The 14,731-nt window shown below is 34.2% G+C and carries 16 protein-coding genes and 2 pseudogenes; 5 read left to right on the plus strand and 13 right to left on the minus strand.

Translation table 11 applies throughout. From position 1 onward, the window contains the following. Positions 1-108: N-acetyl-gamma-glutamyl-phosphate reductase (gene argC, locus KBI38_01600; protein ID MBP8628755.1), on the minus strand; the 108-nt coding region annotated here is incomplete at its 3' end. A 233-nt stretch (positions 109-341) separates the two neighbouring features. On the opposite strand from argC, the gene KBI38_01605 reads away from it, so the two are divergent. The 4 genes and pseudogenes from KBI38_01605 (at position 342) to KBI38_01620 (ending at position 2,294) form a co-directional block, all read left to right on the plus strand. After that, positions 342-1,124: a transglycosylase domain-containing protein gene (locus KBI38_01605; GenBank protein MBP8628756.1), complete on the plus strand. Its 783-nt coding sequence runs from the start codon at positions 342-344 to the stop codon at positions 1,122-1,124. Positions 1,125-1,197: 73 nt separating this feature from the next. After that, positions 1,198-1,629 carry a hypothetical protein gene (locus tag KBI38_01610; protein MBP8628757.1) on the plus strand — a complete coding sequence of 144 codons (432 nt, stop codon included), beginning with the start codon at positions 1,198-1,200 and terminating at the stop codon, positions 1,627-1,629. Further along, positions 1,614-1,880 (plus strand): annotated as a pseudogene (locus tag KBI38_01615) (hypothetical protein). Before KBI38_01610 ends, KBI38_01615 begins: the two are co-directional and overlap by 16 nt. A 36-nt stretch (positions 1,881-1,916) precedes the next feature. After that, positions 1,917-2,294 carry an ATP-binding protein gene (locus KBI38_01620; GenBank protein MBP8628758.1) on the plus strand — a complete coding sequence of 126 codons (378 nt, stop codon included), beginning with the start codon at positions 1,917-1,919 and terminating at the stop codon, positions 2,292-2,294. A 47-nt stretch (positions 2,295-2,341) separates the two neighbouring features. Here the strand turns inward: KBI38_01620 and KBI38_01625 are convergent, their stop codons facing one another. The 11 genes from KBI38_01625 to KBI38_01675 are packed head-to-tail and all read right to left on the minus strand — an operon-like array spanning position 2,342 to position 11,948. Continuing rightward, the gene (locus tag KBI38_01625) at positions 2,342-3,763 is read right to left on the minus strand and encodes an NADH-quinone oxidoreductase subunit N (protein MBP8628759.1); all 1,422 of its coding nucleotides are present in this window, start codon (positions 3,761-3,763) and stop codon (positions 2,342-2,344) included. After that, positions 3,760-5,295, minus strand: coding sequence for an NADH-quinone oxidoreductase subunit M (locus tag KBI38_01630; GenBank protein MBP8628760.1), 1,536 nt, complete (start codon positions 5,293-5,295; stop codon positions 3,760-3,762). Before KBI38_01630 ends, KBI38_01625 begins: the two co-directional genes overlap by 4 nt. A 1-nt stretch (position 5,296) precedes the next feature. Beyond that, positions 5,297-7,204 (minus strand): NADH-quinone oxidoreductase subunit L, encoded by a 1,908-nt coding sequence (gene nuoL / locus KBI38_01635; GenBank protein ID MBP8628761.1) that lies wholly within the window; start codon positions 7,202-7,204, stop codon positions 5,297-5,299. 15 nt (positions 7,205-7,219) lie between these two features. Continuing rightward, positions 7,220-7,525 (minus strand): NADH-quinone oxidoreductase subunit NuoK, encoded by a 306-nt coding sequence (gene nuoK, locus KBI38_01640; protein MBP8628762.1) that lies wholly within the window; start codon positions 7,523-7,525, stop codon positions 7,220-7,222. 2 nt (positions 7,526-7,527) lie between these two features. Next, entirely contained in the window at positions 7,528-8,031 is a 504-nt protein-coding gene (locus KBI38_01645; protein ID MBP8628763.1) for an NADH-quinone oxidoreductase subunit J, read from the minus strand. Then, complete coding sequence (locus KBI38_01650) at positions 8,024-8,455, minus strand: 4Fe-4S binding protein (protein MBP8628764.1); 432 nt, start codon at positions 8,453-8,455, stop codon at positions 8,024-8,026. The genes KBI38_01645 and KBI38_01650 overlap by 8 nt, the downstream gene beginning before the upstream one ends. 24 nt (positions 8,456-8,479) lie before the next feature. Continuing rightward, positions 8,480-9,514 (minus strand): NADH-quinone oxidoreductase subunit NuoH, encoded by a 1,035-nt coding sequence (gene nuoH, locus KBI38_01655; protein ID MBP8628765.1) that lies wholly within the window; start codon positions 9,512-9,514, stop codon positions 8,480-8,482. A gap of 24 nt (positions 9,515-9,538) precedes the next feature. Continuing rightward, on the minus strand, positions 9,539-10,636 hold the full coding sequence (locus tag KBI38_01660; GenBank protein MBP8628766.1) for an NADH-quinone oxidoreductase subunit D: 1,098 nt from the start codon (positions 10,634-10,636) through the stop codon (positions 9,539-9,541). A 1-nt stretch (position 10,637) separates the two neighbouring features. Then, positions 10,638-11,108 (minus strand): NADH-quinone oxidoreductase subunit C, encoded by a 471-nt coding sequence (locus KBI38_01665; protein MBP8628767.1) that lies wholly within the window; start codon positions 11,106-11,108, stop codon positions 10,638-10,640. After that, positions 11,086-11,604, minus strand: a complete 519-nt coding sequence (locus tag KBI38_01670) for an NADH-quinone oxidoreductase subunit B (GenBank protein ID MBP8628768.1) — start codon at positions 11,602-11,604, stop codon at positions 11,086-11,088. Before KBI38_01670 ends, KBI38_01665 begins: the two co-directional genes overlap by 23 nt. Beyond that, positions 11,595-11,948, minus strand: coding sequence for an NADH-quinone oxidoreductase subunit A (locus KBI38_01675; GenBank protein MBP8628769.1), 354 nt, complete (start codon positions 11,946-11,948; stop codon positions 11,595-11,597). The genes KBI38_01670 and KBI38_01675 overlap by 10 nt, the downstream gene beginning before the upstream one ends. A 492-nt stretch (positions 11,949-12,440) precedes the next feature. Between KBI38_01675 and KBI38_01680 the strand changes: the two are divergent. Beyond that, positions 12,441-14,285 (plus strand): annotated as a pseudogene (locus tag KBI38_01680) (APC family permease). A 44-nt stretch (positions 14,286-14,329) separates the two neighbouring features. Here the strand turns inward: KBI38_01680 and KBI38_01685 are convergent. Further along, positions 14,330-14,722 (minus strand): response regulator, encoded by a 393-nt coding sequence (locus tag KBI38_01685; GenBank protein ID MBP8628770.1) that lies wholly within the window; start codon positions 14,720-14,722, stop codon positions 14,330-14,332. Positions 14,723-14,731 lie beyond the last annotated feature (9 nt).

Raw genomic sequence — 14,731 nt, forward strand, 5'->3', positions numbered from 1 at the left:
TTGACTTTCTGATGTAATATATACAATTTCAACCATCGGATGGTTGTGCAATAATCTTAACAATTCAGCTCCGGCATAACCGGTAGCACCTATAACACTGACCTTCACAATAATACCCCCTTTAACTATTTATAATTATACATTGTTGGTGTATAATTTTGCAAGGATTTTTTTTTGCAATTACTTTGTATAATTTCTAATTATTTCTTATATTTCCTGCCTTTTTATTGATAAAAACTATTATTATTTTATTAAACTTACTGCTTCTGGCAAATCTACTGATATTAATGTAAAATAGATTTATTATTGATAAGGATACTTTAATTTTTAGGAGATAATTTATGAGTAAAATAAAGTTACTATTGTTGTTATTAATTTTCGGTATCAGTTTTTGGCTGACCGGTGGAAATAATCTATTTAATGACTATCACAACTCAGCAACAGTTAACAATAAAGCTATTGACGATTCACTAATAACCGCTGGAAGTTTCTACGATAAAGTAAAACGGCTGATTTTTCTTCCTGAAGCAGTTGATATTGCATTAAAAGAAAAAAACATCAAAAATTACACTAAACTTAAAAATATTAACTTAACAATGCAACAAGCAGTCATTGCTGTTGAAGATAATCGTTTCAACCGACATTTAGGGATTGATATCGAAAGTATTATTAGGGCAACCTTAGTTAATCTACAACATGGTCAAGTTGAAGAAGGCGCTAGCACTATTACGCAACAATTAGTCAAAAATTTATTTTTCAATAACGACCGAACAGTTAACCGCAAGGTTGAAGAAATCATATTATCTTTAGTTTTAGAGCAAAGATATACTAAAGATGAGATTTTAGAATTTTACCTTAATAGTATTTATTTTGGAGCTGGGTTTTATGGCATTGCTGATGCTAGTCAAGGTTATTTTGGCAAATCTCCTTATGAATTAAATATTGCTGAAAGCGCCATGCTAGCAGGAATCCCCAATGCTCCTTCAGTGTATTCGCCATATGTAAATTTCGGTGCAGCAAAAACTCGTCAAGCAATTGTTTTAAATGCAATGTTTAAAAATGGGTATATTGGTGAACAAGCTTCGCAAGATGCTAAGCTTGAGATTTTAAATTTTATAAAATAGTGTTCATTATACTTTGCTAATATATTTATGCAATAAGTGTGCATGAAAATTCGTTGTAGAGGATTTGTATTTTATGGAAATTGAAACTTTTAGTCCAATCATTAATGTTAAGGTTTTTTTATTAGCCATTGCTGGCTTATTGATTTTAGCGACTTACACTTGGCAATTTAAGAAAATGATTGGAGCTAAAGTCCAAGTTTACTTGCAATTATCAAAAACATTTTGGTTAGTAACAATGCTAATGTTAGCTGTTAGCGAGACTTTAGCTGATAAATCTTTTTGGGTTATTTGGGCACAAGCGACTTCTTTGCTATCACCTTATTTATGGCTTTTATTTATTTTGCAAATTAGTGGACAAATTAAGTTAATCCCCTTGAAACTTCAATCCTTTATTTTGCTAACTACCACAACTTTTTTATTAGTGATTTTATCAAATCCTTGGCATGGCCTTTATTATAGTAATATTATGTTAGAAAACAATATTTTAATCTGCTCCTTTGGATAACCAAGCAAAAACAAGAGCAACAGAGCTTATTAGAACACGAAAAATCTTTAGCTATTATTGAAGAACGACATTCTTTAGCGCGCGAAGTTCATGATGATTTATGTCAAACGCTAGGTTACATTAGTTTTCAAATTCAAGATATTATTCATAGCCTTAAAGGTAAAGAAATTGATAAAAGTATTTTAAATTTAACAAAACTAGTCAAAATTACAAAAAACGCTTATACCGATGCTCGTGAATACATTAAAGGCGTTCAATATTTTAAGCTAGAACACAATAATCTTCTTTTGGCTTTGGAAAAATATATAAACTGGGTAAAACAAGAGTATCGACTTAATATTATTTTAATATCACCGTTAAGCACGGCAGTTTATGCTAATAATAACCTCATTGATTTACATTTATTTCGCATTATTCAAGAAGCACTTTCAAATATTGTAAAACACGCTAAAGCGGAAAATTGCCTTATTACATTTAAGGTAGATCAAGATTTAATCACTGTAACAATTAGTGATGATGGTGTTGGATTTAATCCGGAGAATGAACTTACAGGCTTTGGCTTAACATCAATGGCAGAACGGACAAAAAGAATTAACGGAACCTTTGAAGTAACTTCAACTATTGATACCGGCACAATTATAAGTATTAAAATCCCTCTTGCTTAAGCAAAAAAGGGTGGCTATACCTAATTAATAGTATAGCCACCCTTTTTTTATAATGTACTAATTACCATATTAATAAAGTTTGAAATTGGTTCAGGATAAATGCCTAGTACTACCGTTCCAATTAAACTTAACAATACTGTTACTCTTATCGCAAAAGTTAACTCTATTTTTTCACTACTAGCAGGTTTATCAATATACATGGTTTTAGCAACTTGCAGATAATAATAAACCGAAATCATCGACATAATAAAGCCAATAAACGCTAGTAACAAATGTCCTTTTTCTACAACAGCAGTGAACAAATATAACTTACCAACAAACCCAGCCATCGGTGGAATCCCTGCCATCGACAAGAGTGATATTGTCAGTACAGCCGCTAGCAATGGTGCTCTTTGTCCTAAGCCCGCAATAGTGCTAAACTCAGCTTCACCATAGTTTTTATCGACAGCAATCAAGACACTAAATGCCCCAATATTAGCAATGATATAAATTAAAGTGTAAAACAATACACCCTTAATTCCCGCAGCATCTGCTGCGATAATACCAATTAACATATATCCAGCTTGTGCTATTGACGAATAAGCTAGTAGCCGCTTTACATTAGTTTGCCGAAGCGCCATTAGGTTTCCGCCAATCATTGATAGTGTTGACAATAAAACCAACACCGGTAACCAATAGATTTTAACAATTGCAAAAGCCATAAATAAAACTCGAATTAACGCGGCCACTGCCGCAGTTTTTGATGCCGTTGCCAACAATGCCGTAATCGGTGTTGGTGCACCTTGATAAATATCCGGCGCCCACATATGAAACGGAATAATTGACATCTTAAAGAAAAAGCCAATTAACACCATTAAAATTCCCACTAAAGCAGCCGTAGAATATAACGCAAAATTTGCCGCCAGTTCCTGAAAAATAATACTACCGGTTGTTCCGTAAACCAAACTCACACCATATAACATGATCGCACTGGAGGTTGAACCAACAATCAGATATTTAACGCCAGCTTCACTAGAATTAGAGCTTTTTAAGGCATAGCCTACTAATACATAGAAAGATATTGCCATCAACTCTAAGCCCACAAATAATGTTAAAAAGTCATTTGCAGAAGCCATAACCATCATCCCAATTAATGCGGACAATATCAAAACATAAAATTCACCATGATGTTTCGGCAATTTTTCTACAAAATCAACTGAAAATAGCACTGTAAAACCTACTGCTAACAAACACATTTGTTTAATTAACAACGCTAAATTATCCATAATAAATAAATTTTGAACAAATGTCGGTGCATTACCAAGGTGATACTGATTAAAGATCGCAATAAAAACGCCTACTAAGCCTATAACAGTAATATAACCTAAACATTTACGCGATTTTTCTTTAGGCATTAATAAATCAATTCCTAAGATCACCATCGCTAAAATTGTCGTTGCTATTTCGGAACTAATTGCTAAAAAATTCATTTTAATACCCCTCCTAGCAACCCGGAAATATTATCCAGTCTTTCTAATAATGGCATTAATGGTTCTACACCACTATTAACCATCCCCATTAAAAGTTGCGGAAATAAACCAAAGCCAATTAACACCGTTCCTAAGATTATTAACGGCAGTACTTCTACACCAGTAGCATCTTTATAGCTATCAAGTTTTGGCAAGCGTGGTCCAAATAAAACATTTGCCAAAACCCTTAAAGTATATAAAGCTGTAAAAATTATGCCCGAAATTGACAATATTGCTAATAATGGATAAGTTTGAAAAACGCCAATGAAAATTGTAAACTCCGGAATAAAACTAATTAAGCCCGGTAGTCCTAATGAAGCCATTCCGGCAAGCATAAAACCAGTGGCAATTTTAGGCATTTGATGCGCTAAGCCACCTAATTCATCAGTACTGCGCAAATGCGTTTTTTCATAAACATAACCAATCATTGCAAAGAATAAGGCACTCATAACACCATGTGCTACCATATTGGCAACCGCACCGGTAATACCAATAACATTCAGCGAAGCAAAACCAATTAAGACATAGCCCATATGAGATACCGAAGAATAACCGATTACATATTTTAAATCTTTTTGCACCAACGCAATATAAGCTGCATACATTACATTGACAACAGCCAATAGTGCAATTAATGGTGCCCAAAATTTAGCACCTAGCGGAACAATTAGTAACCCCAATCTAATTAATCCATATCCACCAATTTTCTTTAAGACACCGGCATGAATCATTGATACTGCCGTTGGGGCACCGGCATAACCATCCGGAGACCAACTATGAAAAGGCCACATTGATAACAATGAACCAAAGCCAATTAAAAATAAGAAAAAGATGAAAATTTGAAACGGTTCACTTAGCGATCCATATAGATGCGCTTGTGCTAACAAATTCATGTCAAAAGTACGATATTCAGCTGGAAAAGCTTGTAGATAAAGTGCTACCACGCCTACCAACATAAAAGCTGAACCCAACAATAAATAAATAGTTAACTTCATCCCTGCATATTCTTTAGTCACCCGTTTCGTCGATCCCCACATAATAACCATTATGTAAATAGGTATTACAACTAATTCGTAGCACAATAAAAAGATGAATAAATCGCAAGCAATAAAAGTTCCGGCTACACCGGCAATAAGAATCAACAGTAGCACAAAAAATTCTTTAACGCGATCTACTACATTCCAAGAAGAGAAAACTGCTGCTAAGCCAATTAAATTAGTTAAAAATAGTAATGGTAAAGATATTCCATCAACACCCACCGCATAGTTAACTCCAAGGTCAGTAATCCATGGAATACTTTGTGTAAATTGCATTCCACCAATACTAAAATCATAATTAACATAAGCATAAATCGTCATTCCCAAAGCCATCATCATCGCTACTGCCGCTATATTTTTGATAGCTTTTTCTTGCTCTTTTGGTAAAAAACATAATACTAACATCCCTATTAAAGGCATTAATAAGATTGCTGTCATTAAAGGAAATGTTGTCATCTTACAATACACCTCCCATATAGCCAGCTAACAACGATTTTATCAAATATACAAAGCTAAAGACTATTAATAATAATGCTCCGCAAAAAAAGATAAAGACATATTGTTGAACTTGACCGGTTTGGGTTTTTCTTAAAACATCTCCAATAAAGTCCGTAATTTTTGCTAAGCCATTAATAAAACCATCAACAATGTTTACATCTATCCAATATAAGATTTTTCCGATGCCATCAACAAAGTATTTTGTTAGCAAAGCATATAATTCATCTACATAAAATTTATTAAAACTTATAGTATATAATAAACCAAATTTTTCTTTTAAAGTCGTGGCAGAAATAATTTTCGCTCCATATATTAACCAAGCTGAACTTATTGCTATTATTGATAAGATTGTTGAAGTAATTGCAACTTGCCAATCAATACCGCCATGATGTGCAACACCGAAGCGAACCCATTCTCCAAAACCATAGAAATGTCCTACTACGCCACTTACTACTGCTAACACCGCTAAAACAATTAGTGGTAATTTCATACTATTTGGCGCTTCATGTGGGTGATATTCATTATTAGCAGTGCCAAAGAAAGTCACAAATAACAATCTAGACATATAAAAAGCTGTCATAAAGGCAGTCACAACCGCCATCAGATAAAGTGGCGTGCTCACGGCTGCTGTTGCTACTAAAATTTCATCTTTTGAAAAAAAGCCTGCAAACGGTGGTAAGCCGGCAATAGCTGCCACACCAATAGCCATCGTAATAAAGGTTATCGGCATTTTCTTTCTCAAGCCACCCATTTTAAAAATATCAGCTTCGTCATTAAGGGCATGCATTACCGCACCAGCACCTAAGAATAATAAAGCTTTAAAAAAGGCATGAGTCATTAAATGAAACATTGAAGCAGTAAGCGATCCCACTCCTAATGCTAACATCATATAACCTAATTGACTTACAGTAGAATATGCCAAAATTCTTTTGATTTCTCTTTGTGTAAACGCAATACTAGCGGCAAAAAGAGCTGTTATACCACCAAACCAAGCAATAACATCCATCGCCATTGGTAGCGCACTAAATAAGAAATACGCTCTAGCCACTAAGTACACCCCCGCAACAACCATTGTTGCGGCATGAATAAGAGCTGAAACTGGAGTTGGACCTTCCATTGCATCAGGTAACCATACATGCAGTGGAAATTGTCCGGATTTTCCAATCGGTCCAACAAAAATTAAAATTGCAATAATCGTAAGAGCCGTCGTTCCGTACACCGCAATATATTCAGGAATCATCGTTCTAAGTTGAATAAAATCAAGCGTTCCAAAGACTATTTGAATTAATAAAATTCCTAATAGCAGTCCAAAATCGCCTACTCGCGTTGTCATAAAAGCTTTTTTAGCAGCTTCTCGCGCTGATATTTTATAAAAGTAATAACCAATTAATAAATAAGAACAAAGACCTACCAGTTCCCAAAAAACAAACATCTGCACAAAATTAACTGCAATCACTAACCCAAGCATGGAAGCAGCAAACAATGATAAATATGCAAAAAATCTGCCAAATCCGTTATCGCCGTGCATATATCCTACTGAATATATTTGCACCAATAACGATACCAAAGTAACTACAAACAACATCATTGTAGTGATTGGATCGATTAATACACCCATATCAATATTAAGCCCAGCAATATTAACCCATGGTATTCTTTGAACAAATGGGTTATCCACGGTAATATTATTATTAAATACAGCCATAGCAACACCTAAAGCTAATATAAAGCTTGTTGTACTACAAGATATTGCAACAGTAGCTGCAGTTTTGTAACAATTTTTAACACCTAGTCCGATGATCAAAAAGGCTATCGCCGGTAATAGCGGAATTAACCATGCATGGTGCAACGCAAACTGACTAAACATAAAGCACCTACCTTCCTACCATTTCATGTTATCAAGTTTATCAGCAAGAACCGTATAATTATCGCGATAAATTCTAAATACTAATGCTAATCCTACCGCTACCTCAGCTGCCGCTACCGTAATGGTAAAAATAGTCATTACTTGTCCTGTTAATGTTGATACTTGAATAAATTTATTAAAGGCAATGAAATTAATATTAACTGCATTTAACATCAATTCTATACACATTAAAATGGCAATTACATTTCTTTTCGTTAACACACCATATAAACCAATCCCAAATAAAATAGCACCCAGAGTTAAATAATGTAATAACCCGATTGTCATTCTTCATTCACTCCTTTAGCTAAAATAATTGCACCAATCATTGCTGCTAATAACAAAATTGCTGCAACTTCAAATGGAATAATAAACTTTGTTAACATTAAGTCAGCCAGTAATTCTACTGAGTTATTGATAACATTATCAGCTATTTTCCATGGCGTAGCTAAAATAGCTAGTAAAGTTAATAAGATAAAGCTAGCAACTACTGCTATGGAACTTTTAAAATTATTATTGCTAGGATTAGTTTCTTCCATGACATCACGCTTAGTTAACATCACTGCTAATGTTATGATGACAGCTACCGCTCCTGAATAAACTAGAATTTGTACTGCCGCTAAAAAATCGGCATGCAACAATACATAAATTCCGCCAACCCCAATAAAACAAACAGCTAATAACAACGCACTATGCAAGATGTTTTTCTTAAAAACAACCCCTACTGCTGATAATACTGTCACTAGCGCTAATGCATAAAACGCAATACTAACTGCAAGATCATTCATCAGACTTCACTCCTTGTGCATCAGCTTTAGCTTTTTTCTGCTCAGCAACCGCTTTGCAATCATGATCTAAGCTATTTCTATGATAAGAAAACATTTCGTAATTTTTATCCCATTCTATAGCTTTCGTTGGACAAGCCTCAATACATAAATCACACATTAAACATTTACCGGAGTGATATATATATTCTTCTAAATGGCGTTTCTTTTGTTCATCTATTGAAACTTTAAGTGATAAAGCTTTATTCGGACAAGCAATTTCACATAATTTACAAGAAATACATTTATCTATATTAAGGTCAAGTGTTCCACCACGAAATCGTTCAGTCATTGTTAGCTTTTCTTCGGGATACATTACGGTTTCTTTTTTGCCCCAAAAATGTTGCCAAGTAATCTTCATCCCTTTTAGTAATCCCTTACCTTTCATGCTAACACATCCTTTCTATTTTGATTACATCTTAAACAGATAAATTCCTACACCTGTTACCAAGACATTGATTAATGCCACCGGCAATAATATTTTCCATCCAAACGCTAATAATTGATCGACTCTTAGGCGTGGGAACGTCCATCTAAACCACATAAAGAGGAAAACCATCGCAAAAACCTTTAACCAAAACCAGATCATTCCCGGTAAAAACGGTCCATGCCACCCACCTAAAAATAATGTCGTAGTAATAATTGAAGCCGCTAATAAATTAGCATACTCTGCTAAGAAAAATAACGCCCATCTCATCCCGCTATATTCCGTAAAAGGCCCGGCGATAATTTCCGATTCACCTTCTACTAAGTCAAACGGGGTACGATTTGTTTCAGCGGTAGAAGCAATAACAAAGATAATAAAAGCAAACGGCTGTAATACAATAAACCAAAGATCACTTTGTGCCGCAACAATATCACTCATTTTTAGTGACCCGGTCAACATTACTATCCCTAGCAATGAAAATACCATCGGTATTTCATAACTTAACATCTGCGCAACCGTACGCATTGAACCAATTAGTGAATATTTATTATTCGAAGCAAGTCCACCCATCAAAAAGGGAAGAATACTTTGCGAAGCAATCGCAATTATAAAGAAAATACCAATATTTAAGTCAGCAAAAACAACACCATTATCAAACGGAAACACTGAATATACCAATGCTGCCGGTACAAATAACAGCATTGGCGCCAACGCCCATACCATTTTATCAACACCATTAGGAATAATATCTTCTTTTCCCAGCAATTTAAGCATATCAGCTACAGATTGCAACATCCCACGTGGCCCAACTCGATTTGGTCCAATCCGATCTTGCATAAAACCACATACTTTACGCTCCATATATACCAATACTATTGCTGATGTTAAAACAACTGCAAAAATACCGGCAATTTTTACTAAAATCATAATTAAAGCGACTACGTCAGCATTGCCAATTAACCCCAATAAAAAGCATTGTAAATCAGCCGACAACTTTGCTAGTCCTGAATACTCTTGCATAATTTCACCCGCCCAACCAAATTATTAACAGTCAACTTCACCCATTAACGGGTCTAATGTTGATAATACTGCTACGACATCTCCTAAAAGCATCTTACGACAAGATAAATCCAATGCTTGTAAATTAATGAAAGATGGTCGTCTTACATGAACACGATAAGGTTTAGTACTGCCGTCACTGACAATATAAAACCCTAATTCTCCGCGAGGATTTTCCAGTCTATGATAAACTTCACCAGCTGGCGGCTTTAAAACTTTTGGCACCTTTGCCATAAACTCACCTTCCGGCATCATTTCCAGTGCTTGTTCAATGATTTTTAAGCTCTCTTCAATTTCTTGAACTCTGACCATATAGCGATCCCAGTTATCACCGTTAGTTCCGGTTGGCACAATAAAATCAAATTTATCATAAACACCATAAGGTTGATCTTTTCTAAGGTCAAAATTAAAGCCACTTGCCCTCAATACCGGACCGGTTAAACCTAAAGCTAAAGCTTGGTCTTTTGTAATTGTCGAAGTGCCTTTTAAGCGATTATAAAAAATTTCATTGCCTGATAAAAGACCATGAAACTCGGCAATCATCTTCGGAGCATATTTAATAAACTCCTTGGTCTTTTTAATAAACTCTGATTGAACATCCGCAATAACTCCACCAATTCTTATATAGTGGAATGTCATTCTAGCTCCACAGACCAAATCAAATAAATCTAAAATTTTCTCTCTGTCACGAAAAGCATAAATCATTCCTGTACTGGCACCTAAATCAATTGCTAAAGTACCAATAAAAATTAAATGACTGGCAATCCGATTAAGTTCAGCCATAATAACCCTAATATATTCAGCCCGCTCAGGAACTTCAATATTAGCTAATTTTTCTACTGTTTGACAAAAAGCATAATTATTATTCATCCCTGAAACATAATCAAGTCTATCTGTATATGGTAAGCCTTGTGCATAGGTCCGAGATTCCAATAATTTTTCAATGCCTCTATGCAAATAGCCCATATGTGGCGTAGCTTTTAAAACTCTTTCACCATCTAACTCTAATTCAACTTGTAAAACACCATGAGTACTTGGATGTTGAGGTCCCATATTCAGTATGTATTTTTCACTATGTGGCATTTTAACCCCTCTTTTCCTCATTCAACATTTGAAAATCTTTTAATAATGGATGTCCGACAAAGTCCTCCGGCAATAAAATTCTTTTCATATTAGGGTGATTTTTAAACCATATTCCAAACAAATCGAAAACTTCTCTTTCTTGAAAATCAGCAGTCTGCCATATTGGCACTACAGATTCAATACTAGGTTTTTCTTTACTTAGTCTTACTTTTACGATTGCCATATGTTTTTTATCATATGAATATAAATGATAGACTATTTCTAAGTATTCCTTATAATCAACTGCCGTTAAGTTATTAAGCATCGAAAAATCAAATTGCTTATTATTTTTTAAATATTCCAAAACTTCTAAAATGTTTTTTTGGTTAACAATAATCTGATAAGGTGCACTTTCACCAAAAATTTCAACTATTGCTGGAAAATCAGCTTGCAATTGTTCTAACAGCTCTTTATTTAGATATTGTTGACTCATTTTCATGCAACCTCGCTACTTTTGGATTTTTAATTTTTTCTTTTAATTGAATAAGACCATTAATCAATGCCTCCGGCCTTGGCGGACAACCTGGTATATATACATCAACTGGAATTATTTTATCGACTCCCGGTACTACGGAATATGAATCAGTAAATGGTCCACCACAATTAGCACAGTTTCCCATCGCAATAACATACTTAGGCTCAGGCATTTGTTCATATAAGCGTTTCAACGGTCCTGCCATTTTATAACTTAAAGTTCCGGCAACAATCAATAAATCAGCTTGTCGTGGCGACGGTCTAAAAACCTCATAACCAAACCTCGATACATCAAATCTAGCTGCTGCTGAACACATCATTTCAATCGCACAACAGGCTAAGCCGGAAGTTAACGGCCACAAAGAGTTACCTCTAGCCCACTTAAATAAATCATCAACCGAGGTTACAATTACATTTTCTTTTAGTGAGTCTGGTACTAAATCTACTATTTCCATGTTAAAGCCCCCTTTTTCCATGCATACCACAAGCCCATGGTTAAAATACCAATAAAAATTAGCATCTCTACTAAGCCAAACAACCCTAGCTTTTGAAATTTAACAGCCCACGGGTATAAGAAAATAGTTTCGATATCAAAAACAACAAACACCAGTGCATATAAAAAGTAACTTACACGATATTGTACTGATGTTTTCCCAACTGTATCAACACCACATTCATATGGTTTTAACTTTTCCTCATTAGGCTGTCTGGGTTGAATAAACCAAGACGGTATCAATGCCATTAACGGAAAAACCAATGCAATTACTAACAAAATACCAATGCCACCAAATTCACTCATAAACTATTCATCCTTTCCCTAAGCAAATAATAAAAGTATTTAAAAATAATAAAACTGTTGACTTTTATGTCAACAGAATAGACTACTGCCTCTATGCTGTATAAACTTTAAAATTTCCTTCTCTAATTATTATAGAAATCTTTTATATTATTTTACATTGAATAAAAAGACTAAGCAATACACTTTTAGATGTATTTTGCTGTTTTTTTATGTATAAGTGTAAACTTTTCATGTTTTTTGTTTTTTTTAATATTTTTTTGTAATCTAATGAGAATATTTTAAGGTTTTATAACAGATAAGAATTAAATATTTAATTCTTATTATATCACTTAAAACTATCTATTGTAAAATATATCAGAAAATTTTCACTATTTTAATCAAGATAATTTTATCAATAATAATTATTTATTGGTTTAAAAATATCTTTATTTATCATATAAAATCTGTATAATGTAGTAGTTATCTTAATTATCAGGAGGGTGGAATTATAATATTTTTCGCATGTTAAGGCACTTTTTAATAGGTAAGCCCTTACACAACGAAGAGTTATCAGAAGAAAATCTCCCGAAATGGAAAGCATTGGCAATTTTTTTCTTCCGACGCTTTATCGTCAGTGGCCTATGGTCCTGAACAAATTTTACTAGTACTATCCATTCCTGGGCTAGTCGCCTATGGTTTTCTAGGTCCCATCGCTTTAGCTATTTTGGCCTTATTATTTATTGTTACTATTTCTTATTCTCAAGTGGCTAAAGTAAATCCCGGCGGAGGCGGTTCTTATTCCGTCGCCATCAAAAATCTTGGCGAAATACCGGCTTTAGTTGCTGCATCCGCTTTATTTGCCGACTACACATTAACAGTTGCAGTTAGTGTATCAGCCGGCACTGTCGCCATAATATCGGCTTTTCCACAATTTGCGCACCATGAAGTTATGATTGATTTATTGGTATTATTAGGTATTTTAATGATTGTTAACCTTCGTGGTGTTAGAGAATCTTCTACGGCTTTTGTTTTTCCTACTTATGCGTTTATATTAGGGATATTGATGCTAATAATATCTGGAGTATATCAGGCACTTACCGGCGTGGCGCCAATTATTCCGCAAGAGTCATTGCAACGTCAATTCGATTGGACAATGCTAGGATTAATTCTCCGTGCTTTTGCTAATGGTTGTAGCTCAATGACTGGTGTTGAGGCGATTTCTAACGGCGTTCCTATGTTTAAAAAGCCTGAAGTTAAAAATGCACAAGTAACAACCTATTTAATGTCAGGGTTATTAGGCTTGATGTTTCTCGGCATTACATTTTTATTAATGCATTATCATATAAATCCCTTAGCCGAAGTAACCGCGCTATCACAACTTGCTGAAATAACGTTGGGACGAGGCTGGATTTATTACTACATCCAAATAACGACAATGTTAATATTATATTTAGCAGCAAACACCTCGTTTAACGGCTTACCACCATTATTGTCTATCTTAGCTAAAGATGGTTACATGCCGCGCTATCTCGGCGCTAGAGGTGAAAGATTAAACTTTTCCAACGGTATTATTTTATTGACAATAATTGCTGCTATTTTGATCGTATTATATCAAGGAAACATTGAACATCTGATTTCACTTTATGCTATTGGTGTTTTCTTATCGTTTACGATTGCTCAAGCCGGTATGGTTATCCACTGGCACCGCGAAAAAACCTCCGGGTGTCTTCCTCGCGCAATGCTAAATGCCTTTGGGCTATTGTAACAGGAATAATTGTCTTAATCATCGGCTTTACAAAATTTATTTATGGCGCTTGGTTGGTTGTTATCTTTATTCCTTTCATGGTTAAAACCTTCAAACAAATAAAAAGTCACTATATGGATATGGCTGAACAATTACATTTACCGGTATCAGAATTAAATCCAGATATTGAAGCAAACTTAAAAATCGGTAAAAATATCGTTATTATGCCAATTGCCAGCCCCACATTACTGGTTGCCGAAACTATGAAATATGCTAAATCAATCAGTACCGATATTCTTGTTATCAATGTCGTAACTGATGAAGCCACCGGGCAAAAAAATCAAGCTAAATGGCAAAATTGGAACCCGGGGGTTGAATTAATAACAATTTATTCACCTTATCGAATGGTCAATCGACCTATTTTAAATTTCATCAACGAAGTAGCTAGTAAGAAAAATCCTGAAGACTTTATCACCGTTTTAATTCCCGAATTCGAAACAAAAAAATGGTGGCATAGAGTTCTTCACAATCAAACTGGTTTTATTTTAAGAACTCTTTTAATTTTAAAAGAAAATGTTATTGTTACAACAATCCCGTTTCACCTTAAAAAATAAGATAAGAGTATTTAAATAATTTCATTATTTAAATACTCTTTTTTCTATATCAATGCTAGTTTTTCTAAAACTTCTTTAAATTTTATAGCATCAATCGGTTTATTAGCATAAGCTTGACAACCAAGTTCAAATGTTTTATCAACATATTGCTTCTCGGCTAAAGCAGTGGTCATAATAACCTTAACTTGTTTACCTTCCTGAATATTTTTTTTATCTTCTAAGCTTCTTATCACTTTTAAAACTTTTACTCCATCAAGTTTAGGCATCATTATGTCTAAGCATACTAAGTCATAAGGTTTATTTTCTTTTTGTGCTAGCATAAAGGCGTCAACTGCTTCCAAGCCATCTACTGTAACATCACACTCTCCATATTTAGATAAAATTTTCAGCATAATTTTTCTACTCGCTAAATCATCTTCTACTATTAAAATTCTCATTTTAACAAA

The sequence above is a fragment of the Negativicutes bacterium genome (assembly GCA_018052945.1).
Taxonomy (GTDB): Bacteria; Bacillota; Negativicutes; order JAGPMH01; family JAGPMH01; genus JAGPMH01.